We start from the raw sequence: 25036 nt of genomic DNA, 5'->3' as shown, positions 1-25036 counted from the left end.
TGGCGATGCTGAGGACCAGCTTCAGGACTTAGTCCACTCCAGTAATCGTTCCACTGGCCAGGTGTTGACGATGCGCTCGGCGTCGATACCGGCGTCCAAGGCCCGCTGCGCGCCGTAGCCGAGGAAGTCCAACTGGCCGGGTGCGTGCGCGTCGGTGTCGATGCTGAACACACAGCCCATGTCCCGGGCCAGCTCGAGCAGCCGCGTCGGTGGATCCCGCCGTTCGGGTCGCGAGTTGATCTCAACGGCGGTGCCGTGCTCGAGACAGGCAGTGAACACCTTCTCTGCGTCGAACTTCGATTCCGGCCGGATCCCGCGCCCGCCGGAGACCAGTCGCCCTGTGCAGTGGCCCAGTACGTCGGCGTGACCGTCGGACACGGCACGCACCATGCGCCGGGTCATCGCGCCGGCATCCATGGACAGCTTCGAGTGCACGCTGGCCACCACGATGTCCAGGCGGTCGAGCAATTCGGGCTCCTGGTCCAGGCTGCCGTCGTCAAGGATGTCGACCTCGATGCCGGTCAGGATTCGCATCGGCGCGAACCGGTCCCGCAGTTCGTCGATCACATCGAGCTGCTTACGCAACCGGTCCGGGGACAGCCCGTTGGCGATCGTCAGCCGCGGCGAATGATCGGTCAGCGCACAGTATTCGTGGCCCAGCGCCGCGGCGGCCGCCATCATCTCCTCGATCGGCGCGGAACCGTCCGACCAGTTCGAATGCAGATGCAGATCTCCCCGGAGCGCCGCACGTATCTCGCCACCGCCGAGATCCTCTGCGCTAGAACGCAATTCGACGAGTTGTTCGGGTACATCGCCGGCCCAGGCCTGCGCGATCACCTTGGCGGTTTTGGGCCCGATTCCCGGGATCGACTGCCAGCTGTTGTCCTGGCCGTGGCGCTCCAGCGTGGCCTCGTCGAGCTTCTCCAGAATGTCGGCGGCATTGCGGTAGGCCATGACCCGTCGGGAATCCTGACGGCTTCGGTCCTTGTAGTACGCGATCTCGCGCAGCGCGGCCACCGGGTCCATCAGAGCAGTTGCTTCACCACAAAGCCGGCGAGTACCACGGCGAAACCGCCCATCTCCCCGACGATCAGCAGGGTCATCGCCAATCGTGTACCCGGCACGGGCGGGTCGAACTGGTTCTCCGTGTCGCGTCGCGCGCCGTGCAGGATGTAGCTGGCTATGGCGGCCACGAAGAAGAACACCGCCACGCCGGTCGCGGCAAGGTTCACCCAGGCCGGCCACGCGCTGAGTTCGACGAACACCGCGAACAACAGCGTGGCGAAGCTGTACAGCAGCGCCGCGCGGTGCGCGATGTCGACGTACGGGTGCGCGCGGTGCTCTTCGGACACCATGACCTGCTGGTACTTCCACACCCCGAGGCCCAGTGCCAACAGGAAGATCAGGCCCGCCGCTAGCAGGGTGAGTGTGGTGTCGAGTCCGAGGGTCATCGTTCGGACGAGTCTAGTTGCCGGACTACCTTCGGACTCATGCGATTCGCCTTCAAGACCTCACCGCAGAACACCACCTGGTCGGACATGCTGGCTGTCTGGCAGGCCGCCGACGACATCGACGTCTTCGAGTCCGGCTGGACCTTCGACCACTTCTATCCGATCTTCTCCGACTCCACCGGTCCGTGCCTGGAAGGGTGGACCACGCTGACGGCGCTGGCCCAGGCCACCACGCGGCTACGGCTGGGCACCCTGGTCACCGGTATCCACTACCGCCACCCCGCGGTGCTGGCCAACATGGCCGCCACTCTCGACGTCATCTCCGGTGGGCGGCTCGAGTTGGGTATCGGCGCCGGCTGGAACGAAGAGGAATCAGGCGCGTACGGGAGAACTGGGCGGTCTCAAAGAACGTTTCGACCGGTTCGAGGAGGCCTGCCAGGTGCTGGTCAGCCTGCTCAGTCAGGAGACGACCACCTTCGACGGCAAGTTCTACCAACTCAGGGACGCCCGCAACGAGCCGAAGGGACCGCAGCGGCCGCACCCGCCGATCGCCATCGGGGGCAGCGGAGAGAAGCGGACCCTGCCGATCACTGCGCGCTATGCGCAGCACTGGAACTTCGCCGGCGGCACCGCCGAGGAGTTCGCCCGCAAACGCGACGTGCTGCATGCGCGCTGTGCCGACATCGGACGGGACCCGACAGAAATCACGCTCTCGGCGCACCTGGGATTGGGGTCCGACCGCGACTACCACCAGGTGATCGAGACGGCGGCCGCGCTGGGTGCCGAGGGGTTGGATCTCGGCATCGTCTACATCGCTCCGCCGCACGACCCCGCCGTGATCGAGCCGCTCGCCCAAGCTATCCGGGAGTCCGGGTTGCTGAGCTGAGCAAACACTCGGCGGCTAGACAGCGAAGCGCAGCAGATCCTCGGTGGTCACCAGCCGCTCACTGCGCGCCGGAAACTCGCGGCTCTTGACGGGGTGGCGAAACAGCGACCACGCGATTCGACCCATCTTTGACCTGGGAACTGGGTTCATATGCACGATAACTACTCCTGCGATCGGGTTAACGCGATAGGGGCTCAAGGCGACCCGAAATGTGCCTTATGTATTGGGACTGTGTGATGCGGCCCACAGTCAGTTATTAGACACCTGAGGCTCTGGCAAACGCCGGAAGGCACGCCGACGATTTATCAAATGTTTCAGATGTGACTAGTGTGGTTAGCGCAATGGCGCAGCGGTCGGCTTGATGGGTGCCGGCAGGGCGGTGGATCCCATCAGGAACCGGTCCACCCCGGCCGCTGCGGCACGACCCTCGGCGATCGCCCAGACGATCAGGGACTGACCCCTGCCCATGTCGCCGGCCACGAACACACCCGGCACCGAAGTGTCGAAATCGTCGCCGCGGGCAACGTTGCCACGCTCGGTGAGCTTGACCCCGAGGTCGGTCAGCAACCCCGGCTGCTCGGGGCCGACGAAACCCATCGCCAGCAACACCAGGTCCGCTTCGAGCACGAAGTCGGAGTCCTCGACCTTGACGAACTTGCCGTCCTGCATCGTCACCTCGTGCACCTTGAGCGCGGTGACGTGCCCGTCCTTGCCGATGAACTCTTCGGTGTTGACCGAGAACACCCGTTCGCCGCCCTCTTCATGGGCTGAGGCGATCCGGTACATCAACGGATAGGTGGGCCAGGGCGTCGACTCGGCGCGGGTCTCCGGCGGACGCGGCATGATCTCGAACTGGTGGATGCTGGCCGCGCCCTGACGGTGGGCGGTGCCCAGACAGTCGGCACCGGTGTCGCCGCCGCCGATGATCACCACCTTCTTGCCCTTGGCGGTGATCGGCGGCTCGCCGTCGGGGCCTAGTACGTCGTCCCCCTCCTGGACCCGATTGCCCCACGGCAGATACTCCATCGCCTGGTGGATGCCGTCCAGGTCCCGGCCCGGCACCGGCAGGTCGCGCCAGGCGGTGGCGCCCCCGGCCAGCACGACCGCATCGAAATCGGCCAGCAACTGCTCGGCGGTGAGGTCCTCCCCGACGTTCACGCCGGCCTTGAACTCGGTGCCCTCGGCCGCCATCTGCTCCAGCCGCCGGTCCAGCACACGCTTTTCCATCTTGAACTCGGGGATGCCGTAACGCAGCAACCCGCCGATCCGGTCCTCCCGCTCGAACACCGTGACATGATGCCCGGCCCGCGTCAGCTGCTGAGCCGCCGCCAAACCGGCGGGGCCCGAACCCACCACCGCAACGGTTTTGCCGGTATCGCAGTGCGGCAGCAGCGGTTTCACCCAGCCCTCGTCGAAGGCCCGGTCGATGATCTCCAGCTCGATCTGCTTGATCGTCACCGGCTCCTGATTGATGCCGAGCACGCACGCCGGTTCGCATGGCGCCGGGCACAGCCGACCGGTGAAGTCGGGGAAGTTGTTCGTCGCGTGCAGGCGCTCGATGGCATCGCGGAAGTGGCCCCGTCGTACCAGGTCGTTCCATTCCGGGATCAGGTTGCCCAACGGACAACCGTGGTGACAGAACGGAATTCCGCAGTCCATGCAGCGAGTCGCCTGATGCCGCAAGGTGTCGACGTCGAACTCCTCGTACACCTCGTGCCAGTCCTTCAACCGCAACGGGACCGGCCGCCGCTTGGGCAGCTCGCGGTGCGTGTACTTCAGGAAGCCGGTCGGGTCAGCCATGAGCCGCCGCCATGATCGCCTTGTCCACGTCCACACCGTCGCGTTCTGCTTCGGCGATCGCCGACAGCACCTTCTTGTAGTCCCGCGGCATCACCTTCACGAAGTGGCGCTGCTGGCCCCGCCAGTCAGCCAGAATGCGTTGGCCCACAGCGGAATCGGTGGCATCGACGTGCGCCTCGATGATGCCCTTCACGAACTCGGCGTCCTCGTCGTCCAGTGTTTCCGGGTCCACCATCTCGATGTTCAAGTTGTTCGGCAATTCCTCGTCGGGATCGTAGACATAGGCCACACCACCGGACATGCCGGCGGCGAAGTTGCGGCCGGTACGGCCCAGGATGACCACCCGCCCACCGGTCATGTATTCGCAGCCGTGGTCGCCCACACCCTCCACCACGGCGTGCGCACCGGAGTTGCGGACAGCGAACCGCTCGCCGACCACACCGCGCAGGTAGACCTCGCCGCTGGTGGCACCGAACAGAATCACGTTGCCCCCGATGATGTTGTCCTCGGCCACATAGCCCTCGGGCGCGTTGTCCGACGGCCGCACCACGATCCGGCCGCCGGAAAGTCCCTTGCCCACGTAGTCGTTGGCGTCACCGTAGATGCGCAACGTGATGCCCCTGGGCACGAACGCGCCGAAGCTGTTGCCGGCGGACCCTTCGAAGGTGATGTCGATGGTGCCGTCCGGTAACCCTTGGCCGCCATAGGCTTTGGTCACCTCGTGGCCGAGCATGGTACCCACCGTGCGGTTCACGTTGCTGATGTTGGTGGAGAACCGGACCGGCTTCTGCGAATCCAGCGCCTCGCGGCTCATCACGATCAACTGCTGGTCCAGCGCCTTGTCCAGGCCGTGGTCCTGGCGCGAACTGCAATACAGATCCTGATTCATGAACGCCGACTCGGGCTCGTGCAGCACCGGGGTCAGGTCCAGTCGGTGCGCCTTCCACAGCGCGCGCGCCAGGGTGGTGTCCAACGCCCCGGCCTGACCGACGGCCTCGTTGATCGTGCGGAAACCCAACTGGGCCATGTACTCCCGCACTTCTTCGGCGATGAACATGAAGAAGTTCTCCACGAATTCCGGCTTCCCGGCGAACCGCTCCCGCAGCAGCGGGTTCTGGGTGGCCACCCCCACCGGGCAGGTGTCCAGATGGCAGACACGCATCATGATGCAGCCCGCCACCACCAAAGGCGCTGTGGCGAAGCCGAACTCCTCGGCGCCGAGGAGCGTCGCGATCATCACGTCGCGTCCGGTCTTGAGCTGGCCGTCCACCTGGACCACGATGCGGTCACGTAAACCGTTGAGCAGCAGGGTCTGCTGAGTTTCGGCCAGACCCAACTCCCACGGGGCACCCGCATGCTTCATCGACGTCAGCGGGGTCGCGCCGGTACCGCCGTCGTGCCCCGAGATCAGCACCACATCGGCGTGCGCCTTGGAGACTCCGGCCGCAACGGTGCCGACGCCGTTCTCGGACACCAGCTTGACGTGCACGCGCGCCGACGGGTTGGCGTTCTTCAGGTCGTGGATCAACTGTGCGAGATCCTCGATCGAATAGATGTCGTGGTGCGGTGGCGGCGAGATCAAGCCGACGCCGGGTGTGGAGTGCCTTACCGACGCGACCCACGGATACACCTTGTGCCCCGGAAGTTGGCCGCCCTCACCGGGTTTGGCGCCCTGAGCCATCTTGATCTGGATGTCGGTGCAGTTGGTCAGGTAGTGCGAGGTGACGCCGAACCGCCCGGAGGCGACCTGCTTGATCGCGCTGCGTCGCCAATCCCCGTTGGCGTCGGGGTCAAAGCGCTTGACGTCCTCGCCGCCTTCGCCGCTGTTGGACCGGGCACCCAACCGGTTCATCGCGATGGCCAGCGTCTCGTGCGCCTCGGCGGAGATCGAGCCATAGCTCATGGCCCCGGTCGAGAAGCGCTTGACGATCTCACTGGCCGGTTCCACCTCCTCGATCGGTATCGAAGGACGCACGCCCGCACGGAATTTGAGCAGCCCGCGCAGCGATGCCATCCGCTCGCTCTGGTTGTCGACCAGCCGGGTGTACTCCTTGAAGATCGAATACTGGCCGGTGCGAGTGGAGTGCTGCAGCTTGAAGACGGTCTCCGGGTTGAACAGGTGGTACTCGCCCTCGCGGCGCCACTGGTACTCCCCGCCCACCTCGAGTTCGCGGTGCGCACGCTCGTCGGGGCGGTCCAGATAGGCCAGCGCGTGCCGGGTCGCGACATCGGCGGCGATGTCGTCCAGCGTGACACCGCCGGTCGGACAGGCCATACCGGTGAAGTACTCGTCGAGGACATCCTCGGAGACGCCGACCGCCTGGAACAGTTGCGCACCCGTGTAGGACGCCAGCGTCGAAATGCCCATCTTGGACATCACTTTGAGCACGCCCTTGCCGGCGGCCTTCACGTAGTTGTTCAGCGCCTTGTTGCGTTCGATGCCCTCGATGACGCCGCGGTCGATCATGTCCTCGATCGACTCGAACACCAGATACGGGTTGATCGCCGCAGCCCCGCACCCGATCAGCAGCGCCATGTGGTGCACCTCGCGGGCGTCAGCGGATTCCACGACGAGACCCACATGCGTACGGGTCCGGTCCCGCACCAGGTGGTGGTGCACGCCCGACACCGCGAGCAACGACGGAATCGGTGCCATCGCCTCGTCGGAGTTGCGGTCGGACAAGATGATCACGCGTGCCCCGTCGGCGATGGCCGCCGACGCCTGCGCCCGCACCTCGTCCAGCGCGGCGGCCAACCCGGCGCCCCCTTCGGCGACCGGGTACAGACAGCGAATCACTGTGGACCGCATGCCATGTGGCCGCCCGTTGACTTCGTCCTCCGGGTTCAGATTGATCAGCCGGGCCAGCTCGTAATTGCGCAGGATCGGCTGCGGCAGCGCGATCTGGCGACAGGAGTTCTCGTCCGGCGTGAGCAGGTCGCGCTCGCCGCCGGTGGTGCCCTGCAGACTGGTGACGACCTCTTCCCGGATCGCGTCCAGGGGCGGGTTGGTCACCTGGGCGAATAGTTGGTGGAAATAGTCGTAGAGCATCTTCGGACGCTTGGACAGCACCGCGATCGGCGTATCGGTACCCATGGAGCCCAGGGGCTCGGCGCCGGTGCGGGCCATCGGCGCCACCAGCAGGTTGAGTTCCTCATAGGTGTAGCCGAAGGCCTGCTGCCGCATGACGAGACGGTGATGCGGCATGCGCACGTATTTGTTGGCCGGCAACTTGTCGAGCGGAACCAGACCTTTGTCCAGCCACTCCTGATAAGGGTGCTCGGCGGCCAGCTGGGCCTTGATCTCCTCGTCGGCCACGATCCGGCCCTGGGTGGTGTCCACCAGGAACATCCGGCCCGGCTGCAACCGCATCCGCTTGACCACCTTGGACGGGTCGACGTCCAGCACACCGGCCTCTGAGGCCATCACCACCAGGCCGTCGTCGGTGACCCAGATTCGCGACGGGCGCAGACCGTTTCGGTCCAGCACCGCGCCGACGATGGTGCCGTCGGTGAACGTGATCGACGCCGGGCCGTCCCACGGCTCCATCAACGAGGCGTGGTACTCGTAGAACGCCCGCCGGGCGGGATCCATCGACTCGTTGCGTTCCCAGGCCTCGGGAATCATCATCAACACGGCGTGCGGCAGCGACCGGCCGCCCAGGTGCAACAGCTCGACCACCTCGTCGAAGCGCGCGGTGTCGGACGCCCCGGGGGTGCAGATCGGGAACAGCTTCTCCACGTCGTCTTCCGAACCGAAGACGTCGGTCTTGATCAGCGCCTCTCTGGCCCGCATCCAGTTTTCGTTGCCGGTGACGGTGTTGATCTCTCCGTTGTGCGCCACCCGCCGGAACGGGTGCGCCAACGGCCACGACGGGAACGTGTTGGTGGAGAACCGGGAGTGCACGATGCCCAATGCGCTGGTCACCCGGTTGTCCTGCAGGTCGAGATAGAAGGCCTTGAGCTGCGGGGTGGTCAACATGCCCTTGTAGACCAGCGTCTGGCCGGACAGGCTCGGGAAATACACCGTCTCCCGGCCCGGTCCGTCCTGGCCGGGGCCCTTGGTGCCGAGTTCGTGTTCGGCCCGCTTGCGGACGATGTAGGCGCGACGTTCGAGCGTCATGCCCGAGGCGCCGGCCATGAAAACCTGGCGGAAGGTGGGCATCGCATCGCGTGACAACGCGCCCAGCGACGAGTCGTCGGTGGGCACGTTGCGCCAGCCGAGCACCTGCAGACCCTCGGATTCGGCGATCTTCCCGACCGCCGCGCAGGCGGTGGCGGCGTCCTTGGCCGACTGCGGCAAAAACGCGATGCCGGTGGCATAGCTGCCCGCCTCCGGCAGTTCGAAGTCCACCATGTCCCGCAGGAACGCATCGGGCACCTGGATCATGATCCCCGCGCCGTCACCGCTGCGCGGTTCGGCGCCGGCGGCACCGCGGTGTTCGAGGTTGAGCAGCGCGGTGATGGCCTTGTCCACGATGTCGCGGCTGCGCCGGCCGTGCATGTCCACGACCATGGCGACCCCGCACGAATCGTGTTCGTATGCGGGGTTGTAAAGCCCGACGCGCCTGGGCGTCATACCCACCTAACCCTTCAGCAGACTTTCTGCACCGCCGCTTTGCGGATCGACTTTTCCTGATCGAGGAGCCGCACCCGGAGGTTGCGGGCTAAGCCCCTGCGCTCTGGTCGATAGGCTGTCCGCCTAGCGGAGATAATCCGGTCAGGACTTCGTCCGTGCAGCGCTGAACGGTCGTCCTGTACCTGGTCTCGACAAGTCTTAAAACGATAGGACAAAAACCGCCTGACATGCCAACTTACCCATACTAACTTGCCTGCTCGCAGGGCCGTAAATTCGCCGTTACCAGCATTTGACAGCCGTGCGACATCCGGTGTCGATGGTGGACCGCTCCGGCGGCCGGCCCGGTCGCGCGTCCCGGTTTGCTGAGTGCGCGGGTTGGGCTGGCGATCCGTCGTTGTCGGCTGCCGGACCAACAGTCACACCGGCAACACCGTAGCCGAAAAGGCGTGGCAGCCAAGTCGGCCGAATCGAGATCGGCCGCGTCCGCGCCGGGCGGGAGCGGTCAACCCGTCGGGTAGGCGAGTTTGCGCAGATCTGGTTGTTGCCCACGAGCGGCCGGTTGCGTCCCGGTGTGGGAGTCACCCGGTTCAGCCCGAGCTGTGGGTGGTCGATACTGGAGTGAAGCGTCCGGCACCGGCCGATCGGACCGTGGGGTTCATCACGCGGGAATCGGAAATGGCCAGGCACCGGCGTGCCGATCCGCCGCCGTCGCACCCCGAGGAGCCCATGAACGAGCCCCAGGAATTCCTGCGCAACCGCGTCCGGCCCGACCAGCCGGTGGCTGCGCGTCCGCCCGAGGCACCGCCCGCCTCCCCGCGTCCGGCGCCGACCACGGGTTTCCGGCCGCCGGTCCCGCCCCGTCCGCCGCACCCCGCCCCCAGCCCGCCGGCAGCGACCGAGACCCCGCGAGCGACATTCGCCCCGCCGCCGCCGGCCGAAGACGCCACCCCACCTGCTGCAGTGCCCGAGCCCGCGCCGCGCGCCGTGCCGCCCCCGCCCCCGCCCCCACCAGCCATGCCCGCCGCGCCGCCCGGCCCGGTGCAGCTCCGACCGCCCCCGGCACCGCATCCGACGCCGAGCCCGCACCGAAGCCCAGCGCCGCCGCAGCGCAGTGACGTTCCTCCGCCGATCTCCTGGCCGGGTACCGGGGCGGCGCCGGCGCGCCGATCCCAGCCCGCACACCGCGGCTGGCGACGCGTGGTGCAGGTGGCCACCTTCGGGCTCGTTGACCCCGGCCCATCGGCCGCGCAACGCAGCGCCGCGCAATTCGAGGCGGCCATCCGAGTTGCGCTGCACGGCAACCACAAGGTCGGCGTCCTGGGCAAGGGTGGTGTCGGGAAGACCTCTGTCGCCGCCAGCGTGGGCTCGATCCTGGCCGAGCTACGCCAGCAGGACCGTGTGGTCGCGATCGACGCCGACACCGCGTTCGGCCGACTGAGCAGCCGCATCGATCCGCGTACCACGGGCTCGTTCTGGGAGTTGACCGCCGACAAGAACCTGCAGACCTTCGCCGACGTGACGTCGCGGGTGGGCCGCAATGCCGCCGGCCTCTATGTGCTGGGCGGTGAGCCGGCGGCGGGTCCCCGCCGGGTGCTGGATCCGGCCGTGTACCGCGAGGCTGCGCTACGGCTGGACCGCCACTTCGCGATCTCGGTCATCGACTGCGGCTCCACCATGGATGCTGCCGTCACGCGGGAAGTGTTGCGCGACTTGGACGCGCTGATCGTAGTTTCCTCGCCGTGGGCGGACGGCGCCGCCGCTGCGGCCAAGACGGTCGAGTGGTTGGCCGACCATGACCTTCGGGATCTGCTGCAACGCAGCGTGGTCGTGCTCAACGACTCCGACGGCCACGCCGACAAACGCACCCGGTCATTGTTGGCTCGCGAGTTCGTCGACCACGGCCAGCCGGTGGTCGAGGTTCCCTTCGATCCCCACCTGCGACCCGGTGGCGTCATCGACGTCACCGAACAGCTGGCGGCGGCGACGCGCCTGAAGTTTCTCCAGGTCGCGGCGATGATCACGGGCTATTTCGCATCGCGGAACCCGGCCGCGCCGACGGATCGCTTTCGTGACCAGCCGGTCCCGAATCGTCAGCCCGATCCGGCGAACGTCAGCACACCCCCGGGCCGGCAGGACCGCTGACCAGCATTCGTCGCATCACGCCGACTGGGCGGCGATCCGCTCCCGGACCGGGAAACCGTTGCGCTCGGCCAGCGACCGCAGTTGGTTGAGCGCGAACGTCCGCGCCCGGCCGGAGTCCGGGATCACCACGCCGGCCCAAAGGCCTTCCGCGCCAGGCAATTCCACCGCTTCCTTGGCACACAGCCACCGGCGCGGGCACGCCCGGCACAGGGTCTTGGCCTCGGCGTCGGGCGTCGTGGTCCAACGGTCGGGGTCTTGGGTGCACACGCCCAGCTGCGGGACCGAAGAGAGAGTCGTTGCGGTCATGTCTTTACGTTCCTCCATAAAGCGTTGCAGGTTGTGCCCCTCTGCCGCAGAACGGTATAGCAAGAACCGTCGCAGTGCAACAGTTTGTTTATGGCCATGCTGAGGACGGCGCTACGTTTTGCGGAGGCAGCCCCGGCCTACTCGACGAAACCTGGTATCACCAGGGGTTTTTTCCTGCCAATTTGCTGTGGGTTTGCTCGTGAACGGCTGGTCCCAGCGACCACTGCCAAAGAAGTGCGCCCGACATGTGTGCTTGGCGTTAGGCTTAACCGTAGCGGTAGACCGGTTATAGCGGGATGCGCCGCACCATCTGACCGCTGAGAAAAGCGTAGCGAAGGTATAGCAATGAAAGGGTGCAACGGTTACGATGTTGGCTAGCGGAAGGTGCGTGCGGCCGGCCGCTCTGGAATCCACGAGCGAGGACTCTCCGCAGATGCCTGACACCGAGTCGACCGTCGGTCCAGCTGCGCTGGCCGCGCTCAAGCTCGACGCCGCGCGACCCGCCAGGATCAATATGCGCACCGTGTCCCACATCCGGTTCGGCCAACTCACTGGAGGCAAGGCGTTGACGTTCGAAGCCGTCAGGCCGTCCAATTCGCCTGAAGAGCACGCTCGGGACCGTCCGGCAGGACACGAGCCGGTCGACCAGTCCCCCGAAGTCGATCCCGGGCTGGCCCGGGCCGGCGCCGCCGCGGCGGCGCGTCGGCGCGAGCTCGACATCAGTCAGCGCAGCCTCGCCGCCGACGGCATCATCAACGCGGGTGCGTTGATCGCCTTCGAGAAGGGCCGTAGCTGGCCCCGCGACCGGACTCGCGCCAAGCTCGAAGAGGTGCTGCAGTGGCCGGCCGGGACGATCGAGCGCATCCGTGACGGCGAGGCGGTCGCCACCCAACCCGCGCCGGCCCCACCGGTGCCGCCACCACCCCCGCCGACGGCCGACGGCCCGGCATCGCTGATCGCCCAGGCGGTGGCCGCCGCCGTGGACACCTGCAGTTTGGCGATCGCCGCATTGCCCGCGCCGGAGGATCCCGAATTCACCGAGCGCGCAGCGCCCATTCTGGCCGATTTGCGCCAGCTCGAGGGAATCGCCGTTCAGGCCACGCGGATCAGTCGGATAACGCCGGAACTCATCAAAGCCATGGGCGCCGTGCGTCGCTATCACGACGAATTGATGACCTTGGGTGCCACGGCTCCCGGCGCCACGCTCGCGCAGCGGTTATATGCCGCGCGCCGGCGTGCAAATCTTTCCGCCCATGAAACGGCCCTCGCAGCCGGAGTCAGCGAAGAAACGATCGTTCGTGCCGAGGCGGAGGAAGTGTTGCCGCCGGACGCCGCCGCTGCGATCGAAGCACTTATCAGCCAGATCAATTGAAATGAGCGGGATGGTACGGGGAACGTCGTTGTTGCCCCGGTACTCCGTGGTGCGCGGGTACCTGCTGTGCCCGCGAAACATCCACTCCCACCAGAAAATTCGTGCATTGAGCTCGGTCGCAGCGCTGTTAAGCTCGACACACGATGCGAAAGTGCATAACGAAAACGTCCGTGCACGCCAACAGCCAACGTAAGGAACCACGCAAATGTCGGGTAGCGCGATTTGCAAGACCACCAGCAACTTCATTTACACGCAGTTGTTTCTGCTGGGCGACGGCATTCCCGACCCGGGCGACGTTTTCAACGCCGGCTCCTCACTGTTCAAAGGCGTGGCCGACAAGATCGGCCTCGCCATTCCGGGCACCAACTGGATCGGCCAGGCCGCCGATGCCTATTTGAACCAGAACACCGCGCAACAACTGCGTGCCAAGCTGATGGGTGAAATCGACGATTTGACCGGCAACCTGATCTCGAATCAGGCCGAACACGTCGAAAGCACGCGCAAGGTGCTACGCGCGATGAAGAGCATGGTCGACGGCGTGTACAAGGCCTGCAAATGGTGTGAAGACAACCTCTGGATCGTCGGCGACGCCCTTTCGGTGGCGATGGCGATCCCGGCCTGCGCACTGGCGATGACGGTTGTCGGCGGCGCCCTGCTCTACCTGACGATCATGACCGCCATGAACGCGTTCAACATGATCGGACTCGGCGGCCGGCTACTCGACATCTTGACGAACCTGCCCAAGCTGGCCGGGCTGATTCCCGACATCATCGGCGGCATCATCGACACCATCTGGCCGCCGAAACTGCCCGACCTCCCGATCCCCGGCCTGCCCAACATCCCGGGCCTGCCCGAGTTCACCTGGCCGCCGCAGGTCGGTGTCCCGGACTTCAACCTGCCGATCCCGGGGCTGCCCGAATTCCAGTGGCCGTCCATCCCCGGCCTGCCCGACTTCGGCGGCGTCATCCCCGACCTCGGCGGCCTCATCCCCGGCTTCCCCAATCTGCCCGGCCTGCCCAGCATCCCCGACGTGTTCCCCGGCCTGCCCGGGCTGGGCGACCTCTTCCCGGGCGTGGGCAACTTGGGCAAACTGCCCACCTGGACCGAACTGGCCGCGCTGCCGGACTTTTTGGGCGGCTTCGCCGGCCTGCCCGTGCTGAGCTTCGGAAACCTGCTCAGCTTCGCCCAACTGCCGGGCGTCGGGCAGATCAGCTCGACCATGGGCCAGCTCCAGCAACTCATGGCTGCCGGCGGCGGCCCGGGTCAGATGGGCAACATGGCCAGTCAACAGGCGCAGATGATCTCCTCGCAGGCCCAGCAAGGGGGCCAGCAGGACGACCGGGACGACCAGGGTGCGGGCGCGGCGGCCGGGGTTGCCGGCGGCGAGCGTGCGCCCGTCGATGTGGGAACCGGCGGCCAGAGCCAGTCGGGCACCGTCCTGTAGTCCAAGCAGTCGGCCTCAACTCGGCCAAACCCCTAACAAGCCAATGCCATAGCGAGTAAAAAAGTTAAACGTAGAGGAAGGTTCTGCCCCATGTCAGTTCTCGAAGTCGTACCTTCGTTTCTGAAGGTGCTCTCCGGCATGCAGACCGAAATCGCCGGACAATTCGGCACCGCCACCAATTCGGTCACCGGGATCAGCGGACGCGTCTCGATGACCCACGGTTCGTTCACATCGAAATTCAACAACGCGTTGCGTGACCTGGAAACCAGCCGCAGCAACACCGGTAAGGGTGTGCAGGGCGTCAGCACCGGGCTGGCGACCAACCTGATCTCGGCTGCGACCGCCTACCTCAATTCCGACCAGGGGCTGGCCGGCGTCATCGACAAGATCTTCGGCTGATCATGTCCGGTCCGCTCGCTTCCGGCCGCGCGGGCCTCGTTGACGATGTCGTCGGCGTGGAGGTCACCATCGACGGGATGCTGGTCATCGCCGATCGGTTGCACCTGGTCGATTTCCCGGTCGCACTTGGCATTCGGCCCAACATCCCCCAAGAGGAGCTGCGGGACGTGGTCTGGGACCAGGTGCGGCGCGACCTCACCGCGCAGGGGGTGCTGGACCACAACGGGCAACCGCACCCGGGGGTGGCGTCGATGGTTGAGACCATCAGTCGCGCCGACCGCACGCTGGAATGCCGTTGGTGGCGCCGCGACAGAGCCGGCGCGGGTGCCGCCGGCGTGATGGTCCGATTTGTGGTGTGCCGCAAGGGTGATACCCACGTGGTCGCGGCCCGCGACGACGACATGCTGGTGTTGCAGTTGGTGGCGCCGCAGGTCGGGTTGGCCGGCATGGTGACGACCGTGCTGGGCTCAGCGGAGCCGGCGCCCGTCGAGCCGCTGACCGGGGTCGCCAGCGAGCTCGCTGAGTGCACGACGGCCGCACACCTGACGCGGCACGGCGTTCCGCCGGCGCAGGCGCGCATCTATAGCGAGATCGTCAGTAACCCGACCAGCTGGGTCGAGATCGTCGCCAGCCAGCGCCATCCCGGGGGGACCACCACCACCACCCCCGCAGCCGCAGGCGTTCTGGACTCCGAGCACGGGCGTCTGGTCTCGCTGCCCCGCCGGGTGGGCGGCGAGCTGTACGGGAGTTTTCTCGCCGGCACCCAACAGAATCTGCAACGCGCGCTGGACGGCCTGCTCGAGCTGCTGCCCGCCGGATCTTGGTTGGACCATGCCGAAGCCTCCGCGTAACGCCCGCGAACTTTCCCGATACCAGTCCAGAAAGGGACGCCACAGTGGACCTGCCCGGTAACGACTACGACAGCGACGACCTCGGGGCGCTGGATTTCTCCGGCGGTGCCGTCGTCGAAGAGTCCTCGCTCGACGTGCTCGGTGACTATGCCCCACCGACCGAAACCGACGGCTCCGGAACCGAACTCGATGCACTGAGCGGGCTGACCGAGCAGGAGGAGGAACCCGAGCTGGCGTTGTTCACCGTCACCAATCCGCAGGGTTCGGTGTCGGTGACGGCGTTGATGGACGGCCGCGTGCAGCAGATCACCGTGACCGATAGGGCATCGAGCATGTCCGAATCGGGGCTTGCCGAAGAAATTTTCGTCATCGCCGACCTGGCCCGGCAGAAGGCGCGGGCCGCCCAACACACCTTCATGGTCGAGAACATGGGCGAGATGACCGGCGGCGACGCGCAACAGAACGCGCTGCTGCACGAATTCGTCGGCATGACACTGAATCTGCCGACGCCAGAAGAGGCGGCCGCCCGGGAAGCAGAGGTGTTCGCCTCCCGCTACGACGTGGACTACACCGCCCGGTACAACGGTGATCAATGACTGATCGCCTGGCCGGTCTGTTCGACAGTGCCGTCGGCATGCTGCCGTTGTCGGAGGCACGGTCACTGGACCTGTTCACCGAGATCACCAATGACGACGAGTCGGCGTGCGATGCGTGGGTGGGCAGGATCCGCTGCGGTGACACCGATCGCGTGACGCTGTTCCGGGCCTGGTACTCGCGCCGCAATTTCGGCCGGCTTTCCGGGGCCGCGCAGATTTCGATGAGCACGCTCAACGCCAGGGTCCCGATCGGGGGTCTGTACGGCGACATCACCTATCCGGTCACCTCACCACTTGCGGTGACGATGGGCTTCGCGGCATCCGAAGCAGCGCAAGGTAATTACGCCGACGCGCTGGAAGCTCTGGACGCCATGGCCCCCGGGGCGGCGGGCGGGTCCGAGCATCTGGTCGCGTGGCTCAAGGCGGTGATCTACGGCGCGGCCGAACGCTGGACGGACGTGATCGACCAGGTGAAGGGCGCCGGCAAGTGGCCGGACAAGTTCCTGACCGGTGCCGCCGGGGTGGCGCACGGTGTGGCGGCGGCGAATCTGGGTTTGTTCACCGAGGCTGAACGCCGGCTGACCGAAGCCAACGACTCACCGGCCGGTGAAGCGTGCGCCCGGGCCATCGCGTGGTTCCTGGCCCTGTCGCGGCGCAGCCAAGGCAACGAGGACGCCGCGGTGGCGCTGCTGGAATGGCTGCAGACCACCCATCCGGATCCGAAAGTCGCAGCGGCACTAAAGGATCCGTCCTACCGGTTGCAGACCACCACAGCCGAGCAGATCTCCTCCCGATCGGATCCGTGGGACCCGGCCAGTGTGGTGACCGACAACTCCGGCCGCGAGGCGCTGCTGGCCGACGCCCAGGCCGAGTTGGACCGTCAGATCGGGCTGACCCGGGTCAAGACGCAGATCGAGCGCTACCGCGCGGCGACCCTGATGGCGCGGGTCCGCGCCGCCAAAGGCATGAAGGTGGCCCAGCCCAGCAAGCACATGATTTTCACCGGTCCGCCGGGCACCGGCAAGACGACGATTGCGCGCGTTGTCGCGAACATGCTTGCCGGGCTCGGGGTGATCTCCGAACCCAAGCTGGTCGAGACCTCACGCAAGGACTTCGTCGCCGAGTACGAGGGTCAGTCGGCCGTCAAGACCACCAAGACCATCGATCAGGCCCTGGGCGGGGTGCTGTTCATCGACGAGGCGTACGCCCTTGTGCAGGAACGGGATGGCCGCACCGACCCGTTCGGGCAGGAGGCGCTGGACACCTTGCTGGCGCGAATGGAGAATGACCGCGACCGGCTGGTGGTGATCATCGCCGGCTACAGCAACGACATCGACCGGCTGCTGGAAACCAACGAGGGCCTGCGGTCGCGCTTCGCCACCCGCATCGAGTTCGATACCTACAGCCCCGACGAACTCCTCGAGATTGCGAAGGTCATTGCCGCCGCCAATGATTCGACGCTCAGCGGGGAAGCGGCCGATGCCTTCCTGGCGGCGGCCAAGGTGCTGCACGATCGGACTTTGCGTGGCCGGCCGGCGCTGGACATCGCCGGAAACGGCCGTTACGCACGGCAACTGGTCGAGGCTGCCGAACAGTGCCGGGACATGCGCCTGGCGCAGGGCCTGGACATCGAAGCTCTTGATGTGGACCGACTGCAGGAGATCAACAACGCGGACATGGCCGAGGCAATCGCCGCGGCGCATGCCCACCTCAACATGAGAGAGTGACACATGGGGCTTCGCCTGACCACCAAGGTTCAGGTCAGCGGGTGGCGCTTCCTGCTCCGCCGCGTCGAGCACGCGATCGTGCGACGCGACACCCGCATGTTCGACGACCCGCTGCAGTTCTACAGCCGTTCGGTGTGGCTCGGCGTCGTCATCGCGGTGGTGATCCTGGTGGGCGCGGGGCTGCTGGCGTACTTCAAACCGCAGGGAAAGCTCGGCGGCACCACACTTCTCACCGACCGCGCCACCAACGAGCTCTATGTGATCGTCTCGGGGCAGTTGCACCCGGTCTACAACCTGACCTCGGCGCGGCTGGTGCTGGGCAATCCGGCCAACCCGGCCACCGTGAAGTCCTCCGAACTCACCAAATTGCCACTGGGCCAGACGCTGGGCATCCCCGGGGCGCCGTACGCAACGCCGGTGTCCGGGGACAACAACTCGGTGTGGACGTTGTGCGACACGGTCTCTCGCGCCGACACCGCCACGCCGCTGATCCAGACCTCGGTGATCGCGATGCCGCTGAAGATCGATCCGACGGTGGACCCGGTCGATGCGAACGAGGCGCTGCTGGCGACCTATCAGGGTCAGCAATGGATTGTCACCGAAAAGGGCCGTCACTCAATTGATCTCAACGATCGTGCCCTGACTTCGGCGATGGGCATACCCGTCACCGCCAAGGCTGTGCCGATTTCGGAGGGCATGTTCAACGCACTGCCCAGCCAGGGCACCTGGCAGCTGCCACCGATACCCGGGGCGGGCGAACCCAATACCGTCGGGCTGCCCGATGAACTGGTGATCGGGTCGGTGTTCCAGATCCACGCCGAAAAAGGTCCGCAGTACTACGTGGTGCTGCCGAACGGCATCGCGATGGTCAACGCCACCACCGCGACCGCGCTGCGCGCCACCCAATCGCACGGGCTGGTCGCTCCTCCCGCGGTGGTGCCGAGCGTCGTGGTCCGCATCCCCGAGCAGGTGTACCCCTCACCGTTGCCCGACCAGCAGCTCAAGATTCTGGCCCGCCCCGACGAGCCCACCCTGTGCTGGACCTGGGAACGGGCCGCCGGGGACCAGGCGCCCAAGCAGACCGTCCTCTCCGGGCGGCATCTGCCCATCGCACCGTCGCTGATGAACAGCGGTATCAAGCAGATCCAGGGGGCGGCAACCATTTTCATCGACGGCGGCAAGTTCGTCCGGTTGCAGTCCCCGGATCCGCGCTACGGGGAATCGATGTATTACGTCGACCCCGAGGGGGTGCGTTACGGGGTGCCCAACGCCGATTCGGCCAAGGCGCTCGGTCTGAGCTCACCGAAAACCGCGCCGTGGGAGATCATTCGGCTGCTGGTCGACGGGCCGGTGTTGTCCAAGGACGCCGCAATGCTCGAGCACGAGACGTTGCCGGCCGATCCGACTCCCCGAAAAGTTCCCGGCGGCACCCCTGGAGCGCCCTCATGACGACGAAGAAGTTCACCCCGACCATCACCCGCGGGCCGCGGCTGACCCCCGGTGAGATCAGCCTGACCCCGCCCGACGATCTCGGCATCGAGATTCCGCCGTCGGGTGTGCAGAAGGCACTTCCGTACGTGATGGGCGGCTGCATGGTCGGCATGATCGCGATCATGCTGGCCGGCGGGACCAAGCAGTTGTCGCCGTACATGCTGATGATGCCGTTGATGATGATCATGATGATGGTCGGCGGCATGGCCGGCGGCACCGGCGGTGGCGGCAAGAAGGTGCCGGAAATCAACGCCGACCGCAAGGAGTATCTGCGCTATCTGGCCGGGCTGCGCAGCCGGGTCACCTCCTCGGCCAGTTCGCAGGTGGCGTTCTTCTCTTACCACGCACCACATCCCGAAGATCTGCTGTCGATCGTCGGGTCCCAGCGGCAGTGGTCGCGGCCGGCCAACAGTGACTTCTATGCGGCCACCCGCATCGGGATCGGTGACCAGCCCGCGGTGGACCGGTTGCTGAAGCCGGCGGTCGGCGGCGAGCTGGCCGCATCCACGGCGGCGCCCCAGCCGTACCTGGAGCCGGTCAGCCACATGTGGGTGGTGAAGTTCCTGCGCACCCACGGTCTGATCCACGACTGCCCGAAGCTGCTGCAGCTCCGCACATTTCCGACGATCGCGATCGGTGGTCACCGGCCCGGCGCCGACCGGCTGTTGACCGCGATGCTCTGCCATCTCGCGGTGTTCCACCCGCCGGACCTGTTGCAGATCCGGGTGCTCACCGAGGATCCCGACGACCCGGACTGGTCCTGGCTGAAATGGCTTCCGCACGTCGCGCATCAGACCGAGACCGACGCGGCGGGCCCGGTCCGGATGATCTACACCCGTCCCGACGGGCTGGCCGATCTCGCCGCGCGCGGACCGCACGCCCCCGACACGCTGCCGACCGGTCCCTACGTCGTCGTCGTCGACTTGACCGGCGGCAAGGCGGGATTTCCGCCCGACGGCCGGGCCGGAGTCACGGTGATCACGCTGGGCAACCACCGCGGGTCGGCCTACCGCATCCGGGTCAACGACGACGGCAAGGCCGACGACCGGCTACCCGGCCAGCAGTTCCGGCTGGTGGTCTCGGCCGCGGACGGGATGTCCCCGGCCGAGGCCAGCCGGGTGGCCCGGAAACTGGCCGGCTGGTCGATCACCGGAACCATCCTCGACCGGACACAACGCGTCCAGAAGAAGGTGGCCAGCGAGTGGCACCAACTGGTGGGCGCCAAGAGTGTCGAGGAGGTGACTCCGAGCCGCTGGCGGATGTACACCGACACCGACCGGGACCGGTTGCGGATTCCCTTCGGCCACGAACTCAAGACCGGCAATGTGATGTACCTAGACATCAAAGAGGGCGCCGAATTCGGTGCCGGACCGCACGGGATGCTGATCGGCACCACCGGCTCGGGCAAATCGGAGTTTCTGCGCACGCTGATCCTGTCGCTGGTCGCGATGACCCATCCCGATCAGGTGAACCTGCTGCTCACCGACTTCAAGGGCGGGTCGACTTTCCTTGGTATGGAGAAACTTCCGCACACCGCCGCTGTCGTCACCAACATGGCCGAAGAAGCCGAGCTGGTCAGCCGGATGGGTGAGGTGTTGACCGGCGAGCTGGACCGGCGGCAGAACATCCTGCGTCAGGCCGGCATCCAGGTCGGTGCGGCGGGCGCCCTGTCCGGGGTGGCCGAGTACGAGAAGTACCGCGAGCGGGGTGCGGATCTGGCGCCGCTGCCAACGCTCTTTGTGGTCGTCGACGAGTTCGCCGAACTGCTGCAGAGCCATCCCGACTTCGTCGCGCTGTTCGACCGCATCTGCCGGGTGGGCCGCTCGCTGCGGGTGCACCTGCTGCTGGCCACCCAGTCGCTGCAGACCGGCGGCGCCCGCATCGACAAACTCGAACCGAACCTGACCTATCGAATAGCGTTGCGCACCACCAGTTCTCACGAATCGAAGTCGGTGATCGGTACGCCCGAGGCGCAGTACATCACCAATAAGGAAAGCGGCGTCGGGTTCCTGCGGGTCGGCATGGAGGATCCGGTGAAGTTCAGCACCTTCTACATCGGTAGTCCGTACATCCCGCCGGCCGCCGCCGACACCAACGGGGACAGCGGGCGTGCCGGCGCGCAGGTCGGCAGGCAGTCCATGCGGATCCGCCAGTTCACCGCGGCGCCGGTTGTCGAGGAAGAGGTGGTGAAGTCATGACGAACACCGAGACGCGGGCCCTGCGCGAAGTGATCCTCGACCAACTGGGCACCGGCGAATCCCGGGCGTACAAGATGTGGCTGCCGCCGTTGACCGATCCGACGCCGCTGGACGAACTGATCGCCCGGGACCGGCGACAACCGTTGCGATTCGCCCTGGGGATCATGGACGAGCCGCGCCGGCACCTGCAGGAAACCTGGGGTGTCGACGTGTCCGGTGCCGGCGGCAACATCGGCATCGGCGGCGCACCGCAGACCGGAAAGTCCACCCTGCTCCAGACGTTGGTGATGTCGGCGGCCGCCACCCACTCCCCGCGCGACGTGCAGTTCTACTGCATCGACCTCGGTGGCGGCGGGCTGATCTATCTGGAGAACCTGCCGCACGTGGGCGGCATAGCGAGCCGCTCCGAACCCGACAAGGTCCACCGCGTGGTCGCCGAGATGCAGGCCGTGATGCGGCAACGCGAGCAGATGTTCAAAGAGCACCGGGTCGGCTCGATCGCGATGTACCGGCAGCTACGCGCCGACCCGAATCAGCCCGTCGCGGCCGATCCCTACGGCGACGTGTTCCTGATCATCGACGGGTGGCCCGGTTTCGTCAGTGAGTTCAACGAGCTGGAAGCGCCGGTGCAGGATCTGGCCGCGCAGGGCCTGGCGTTCGGCGTGCACGTCATCATCTCCACGCCACGGTGGACGGAACTGAAGTCACGTGTCCGCGACTACCTGGGCACCAAGATCGAGTTCCGGCTCGGCGACGTCAACGAGACCCAGATCGACCGCATCACCCGGGAGATCCCGGCCAACCGGCCGGGCCGCGCGGTGTCCATGGAGAAACACCACCTGATGATCGGGGTGCCCCGCTTCGACGGGGTGCACAGTCCGGAGAATCTCGTCGACGCGATCACCGCCGGGGTCGAACGCATCGCCTCGCAGACCACCGAGAAGGCGCCCCCGGTCCGGGTGCTGCCCGAACGCATCCACCTCTACGAGCTCGATCCGAACCCGCCCGGGCCGGCTGCGGATTACCGCACCCGCTGGGAGATTCCCATCGGGCTGCGCGAAGCGGACCTCACGCCGGCCTACAGCCACATGCACACCAACCCACACCTGCTGATCTTCGGTGCGGCCAAGTCCGGCAAGACGACCATCGCCCACGCGATCGCGCGCGCCATCTGCGCCCGCAACAGTCCCGACCAGGTGCGGTTCATGCTGGCCGACTACCGCTCCGGCCTGTTGGACGCGGTCCCGCAGAGTCACCTGCTGCAGGCCGGTGCGATCAACCGCAACAGCGCGAGCCTGGACGAGGCGGTTCAGGCGTTGGCGGTGAACCTCAAGCGGCGGTTGCCGCCGACCGATTTGACGACGGCGCAATTGCGTTCGCGTTCGTGGTGGACCGGATTCGACGTCGTATTACTGGTCGACGACTGGCACATGATTGTCGGTGCCGCGAGCGGCATGCCACCAATGGCTCCGCTGGCACCACTATTGCCGGCGGCGGCCGATATCGGGTTGCACATCATTGTCACCTGCCAGATGAGTCAGGCATACAAGGCCACGATGGACAAGTTCGTCGGCGCCGCGTTCGGGTCGGGTGCGCCCACCATGTTCCTCTCCGGGGAGAAACAGGAGTTCCCGTCCAGCGAGTTCAAGGTCAAGCGGCGGCCTCCTGGCCAGGCGTTTCTCGTGTCGCCCGACGGAAAGGAGGTCATCCAGGCGCCCTACATCGAACCCCCCGACGAGCTCTGAGAATAAGTGTGCGGAGCACCCCTCAACCCCGGTTAGGATTATTGCAACGCACGAAGAAAGCCTCCGAGGAGAACGAGAAATCGGGCCTACGGAATTCCGGCGGTGACGACGAAGTTTGGGTCCGGAACGCAAATATTCGCGGGCCCGTCCAACCAAAATAGAAAACTATTTCCAGCAATTGGCCGAATCGGGAACAGAGGGGAGTTGACCACATGTTCTGGCACGCAATGCCACCGGAGTTGAATACCGCTCGGCTGATGGCCGGCGCCGGCCCCGCCCCGATGTTGGCAGCGGCCCTCGGGTGGGAGACGCTGGCAGCCGCGCTGGACGCCCAGGCCGCGGAATTGACCGCCCGGTTGAACTCACTCGGCGAGGCCTGGACGGGCGGCAGCAGCGACAAGGCGATCGCGTCGGCCCTCCCGATGGTGACCTGGTTGCAGACCGCCTCGACCCAGGCCAAGACGCGCGGGATGCAGGCCACAGCACAGGCCGCGGCCTACACCCAGGCGATGGCGACCACACCGTCGCTGCCCGAGATCGCGATGAACCACATCACCACCGCGGTCCTGACTGCGACCAACTTCTTCGGCATCAACACCGTCCCGATCGCGTTCAACGAGATCGACTACTTCGTCCGGATGTGGACCCAGGCGGCGGTGGCGATGGACATCTACCAGGCCGAAACGCTCGCCAACACCATGTTCGACAAGATCGAGCCGATGACGGCCATCCTCGACCCGGGGGTGAGCCAGGGTGCCATGGCGACGAACCCACTGCTGGGGATGCCCGCCCAACTCGGCAGCGTGACGCCGGGCCAGTTGTCCGCGACGGCCGGCCAGGTCGCGGAGTTGAGCGGCCCGATGCAACAACTCGCCCAGCCCGCTCAGCAGATGACCTCGATGTTCAGTCAACTGGGCAGCAGCTCAGGCACCGGTACGGGTCTGGGTGACGAGGAAGCGCAGATGGGTCTGCTCGGTGCCAGCCCACTGTCGAACCACCCCCTCGCCGGCGGCTCGGGCGCCAGCGTTGGCTCGGGATTGCTACGCGGGGAAGCACTCCCGGGCGCGGGTGGGACATTGACCCGCACGCCGCTGATGACCGGGTTGATCGACAAGCCCGTGGGTCCGGCGATGATGCCGGCGGCCGCTGCCGGCGAAACCGCGACCGGAGGTTCGGCGCCGGTGGGTGCCGGCGCGATGGGCCAGGGCGCCGGCTCCGGCGGCGGCACCAGGACCGCGCTGGCGGTCCCGGCCGCGGCGAGCGACGAACACGACGAACCAGAAGAACAGCTGTGGGATGACGACGACGAATGGTGATCGCACCACAGCCACCAGGAACTTCCCGGTCAACCGGGCCGGAAGACTTGCCAACCACGGCGAGGATTGGAAAGAGAGAAAGTAGTCCAGCATGGCAGAGATGAAGACTGATGCCGCTGCCCTCGCGCAAGAGGCAGGTAACTTCGAACGGATCTCCGGTGATCTGAAGACTCAGATCGACCAGGTCGAATCCACCGCAGCGTCGCTGCAGGGTCAGTGGCAGGGTGCCGCCGGCCAGGCCGCCCAGGCCGCCGTCGTGCGCTTCCAGGAAGCCGCCAACAAGCAGAAGGCCGAACTCGACGAGATTTCGACGAACATCCGTCAGGCCGGCGTCCAGTACTCCCGGGCCGACGAAGAGCAGCAGCAGGCGCTGTCCTCGCAAATGGGCTTCTGAGCCGATCCCCCCACATACCACCAGAAACGGAGCAAACGACATGACAGAACAGCAGTGGAATTTCGCGGGCATCGAGGCCGCGGCCAGCACCATCCAGGGAAACGTTTCCAGCATCCACTCCCTGCTCGACGAGGGAAAGCAGTCGCTGACCAAGCTCGCGGCGACCTGGGGCGGCAGCGGTTCGGAGGCCTACCAGGGCGTTCAGCAGAAGTGGGACAGCACCGCGCAGGAGCTGAACAACTCGCTGCAGAACCTGGCCCGGACCATCAGCGAGGCCGGTCAGGCCATGCAGTCCACCGAGGGCAACGTGACCGGGATGTTCGCCTGACAAAGGGCGCTCTG

18 protein-coding genes and 1 pseudogene are annotated in these 25036 nt (G+C 66.4%); 14 read left to right on the top strand and 5 right to left on the bottom strand.

Annotated features, from left to right (window positions below; genetic code table 11):
• Window positions 1–21 precede the first annotated feature (21 nt).
• Both AC5Y5Z_RS10650 and AC5Y5Z_RS10645 read right to left on the bottom strand, forming a co-directional pair.
• Window positions 22–1026, bottom strand: coding sequence for a PHP domain-containing protein (locus AC5Y5Z_RS10650; RefSeq protein ID WP_499925054.1), 1005 nt, complete (start codon window positions 1024–1026; stop codon window positions 22–24).
• Window positions 1026–1451, bottom strand: coding sequence for a hypothetical protein (locus AC5Y5Z_RS10645; RefSeq protein WP_463826229.1), 426 nt, complete (start codon window positions 1449–1451; stop codon window positions 1026–1028). The genes AC5Y5Z_RS10650 and AC5Y5Z_RS10645 overlap by 1 nt, the downstream gene beginning before the upstream one ends.
• Window positions 1452–1490: 39 nt before the next feature.
• Here AC5Y5Z_RS10645 and AC5Y5Z_RS10640 point away from each other — a divergent pair.
• Window positions 1491–2337: pseudogene (locus AC5Y5Z_RS10640) on the top strand (LLM class F420-dependent oxidoreductase).
• 333 nt (window positions 2338–2670) lie between these two features.
• Here the strand turns inward: AC5Y5Z_RS10640 and AC5Y5Z_RS10635 are convergent.
• Both AC5Y5Z_RS10635 and gltB read right to left on the bottom strand, forming a co-directional pair.
• Window positions 2671–4137, bottom strand: coding sequence for a glutamate synthase subunit beta (locus AC5Y5Z_RS10635; protein WP_463826231.1), 1467 nt, complete (start codon window positions 4135–4137; stop codon window positions 2671–2673).
• Window positions 4130–8713: a glutamate synthase large subunit gene (gene gltB, locus AC5Y5Z_RS10630; protein ID WP_499925052.1), complete on the bottom strand. Its 4584-nt coding sequence runs from the start codon at window positions 8711–8713 to the stop codon at window positions 4130–4132. The genes AC5Y5Z_RS10635 and gltB overlap by 8 nt, the downstream gene beginning before the upstream one ends.
• 726 nt (window positions 8714–9439) lie before the next feature.
• On the opposite strand from gltB, the gene AC5Y5Z_RS10625 reads away from it, so the two are divergent.
• Entirely contained in the window at window positions 9440–10855 is a 1416-nt protein-coding gene (locus AC5Y5Z_RS10625) for a MinD/ParA family ATP-binding protein (protein ID WP_499925051.1), read from the top strand.
• A gap of 15 nt (window positions 10856–10870) precedes the next feature.
• On the opposite strand, the gene AC5Y5Z_RS10620 is transcribed toward AC5Y5Z_RS10625, so the two are convergent.
• Window positions 10871–11161, bottom strand: coding sequence for a WhiB family transcriptional regulator (locus AC5Y5Z_RS10620; RefSeq protein WP_463826234.1), 291 nt, complete (start codon window positions 11159–11161; stop codon window positions 10871–10873).
• A gap of 514 nt (window positions 11162–11675) precedes the next feature.
• Between AC5Y5Z_RS10620 and AC5Y5Z_RS10615 the strand changes: the two genes are divergently transcribed.
• The 12 genes from AC5Y5Z_RS10615 (at window position 11676) to AC5Y5Z_RS10560 (ending at window position 25022) form a co-directional block, all read left to right on the top strand.
• The gene (locus AC5Y5Z_RS10615) at window positions 11676–12533 is read left to right on the top strand and encodes an ESX-1 type VII secretion system transcriptional regulator EspM (RefSeq protein WP_463826427.1); all 858 of its coding nucleotides are present in this window, start codon (window positions 11676–11678) and stop codon (window positions 12531–12533) included.
• 205 nt (window positions 12534–12738) lie between these two features.
• Window positions 12739–13977: an EspA/EspE family type VII secretion system effector gene (locus AC5Y5Z_RS10610; RefSeq protein ID WP_463826235.1), complete on the top strand. Its 1239-nt coding sequence runs from the start codon at window positions 12739–12741 to the stop codon at window positions 13975–13977.
• A gap of 90 nt (window positions 13978–14067) precedes the next feature.
• Entirely contained in the window at window positions 14068–14376 is a 309-nt protein-coding gene (locus tag AC5Y5Z_RS10605) for an ESX-1 secretion-associated protein (RefSeq protein WP_463826236.1), read from the top strand.
• A 2-nt stretch (window positions 14377–14378) separates the two neighbouring features.
• Window positions 14379–15227, top strand: a complete 849-nt coding sequence (locus AC5Y5Z_RS10600) for an ESX secretion-associated protein EspG (RefSeq protein WP_463826237.1) — start codon at window positions 14379–14381, stop codon at window positions 15225–15227.
• A 44-nt stretch (window positions 15228–15271) separates the two neighbouring features.
• On the top strand, window positions 15272–15823 hold the full coding sequence (locus AC5Y5Z_RS10595; RefSeq protein WP_463826238.1) for a DUF2694 domain-containing protein: 552 nt from the start codon (window positions 15272–15274) through the stop codon (window positions 15821–15823).
• Window positions 15820–17550, top strand: a complete 1731-nt coding sequence (gene eccA / locus AC5Y5Z_RS10590) for a type VII secretion AAA-ATPase EccA (protein ID WP_499925048.1) — start codon at window positions 15820–15822, stop codon at window positions 17548–17550. Before AC5Y5Z_RS10595 ends, eccA begins: the two co-directional genes overlap by 4 nt.
• Window positions 17551–17553: 3 nt before the next feature.
• Window positions 17554–18999 carry a type VII secretion protein EccB gene (eccB, locus tag AC5Y5Z_RS10585; RefSeq protein ID WP_463826240.1) on the top strand — a complete coding sequence of 482 codons (1446 nt, stop codon included), beginning with the start codon at window positions 17554–17556 and terminating at the stop codon, window positions 18997–18999.
• Window positions 18996–21239 (top strand): type VII secretion protein EccCa, encoded by a 2244-nt coding sequence (gene eccCa / locus AC5Y5Z_RS10580; protein WP_473138672.1) that lies wholly within the window; start codon window positions 18996–18998, stop codon window positions 21237–21239. Before eccB ends, eccCa begins: the two co-directional genes overlap by 4 nt.
• A complete protein-coding gene (gene eccCb / locus AC5Y5Z_RS10575; protein ID WP_463826242.1) occupies window positions 21236–22984 on the top strand; it encodes a type VII secretion protein EccCb in 1749 nt (582 codons plus the stop codon). Before eccCa ends, eccCb begins: the two co-directional genes overlap by 4 nt.
• Window positions 22985–23196: 212 nt before the next feature.
• The gene (locus tag AC5Y5Z_RS10570; RefSeq protein WP_463826243.1) at window positions 23197–24300 is read left to right on the top strand and encodes a PPE family protein; all 1104 of its coding nucleotides are present in this window, start codon (window positions 23197–23199) and stop codon (window positions 24298–24300) included.
• A 91-nt stretch (window positions 24301–24391) separates the two neighbouring features.
• Window positions 24392–24694 (top strand): type VII secretion system ESX-1 WXG100 family target CFP-10, encoded by a 303-nt coding sequence (gene esxB / locus AC5Y5Z_RS10565; RefSeq protein ID WP_065144405.1) that lies wholly within the window; start codon window positions 24392–24394, stop codon window positions 24692–24694.
• A 40-nt stretch (window positions 24695–24734) separates the two neighbouring features.
• Window positions 24735–25022 carry a WXG100 family type VII secretion target gene (locus AC5Y5Z_RS10560; RefSeq protein WP_463826244.1) on the top strand — a complete coding sequence of 96 codons (288 nt, stop codon included), beginning with the start codon at window positions 24735–24737 and terminating at the stop codon, window positions 25020–25022.
• The last annotated feature ends 14 nt before the right edge of the window (window positions 25023–25036 follow it).

Source organism: Mycobacterium sp. NGS29, from assembly GCF_059812965.1.
The sequence above is the reverse complement of the archived record's forward strand: the minus strand, read 5'-3'. Positions and strand labels throughout refer to the sequence as shown.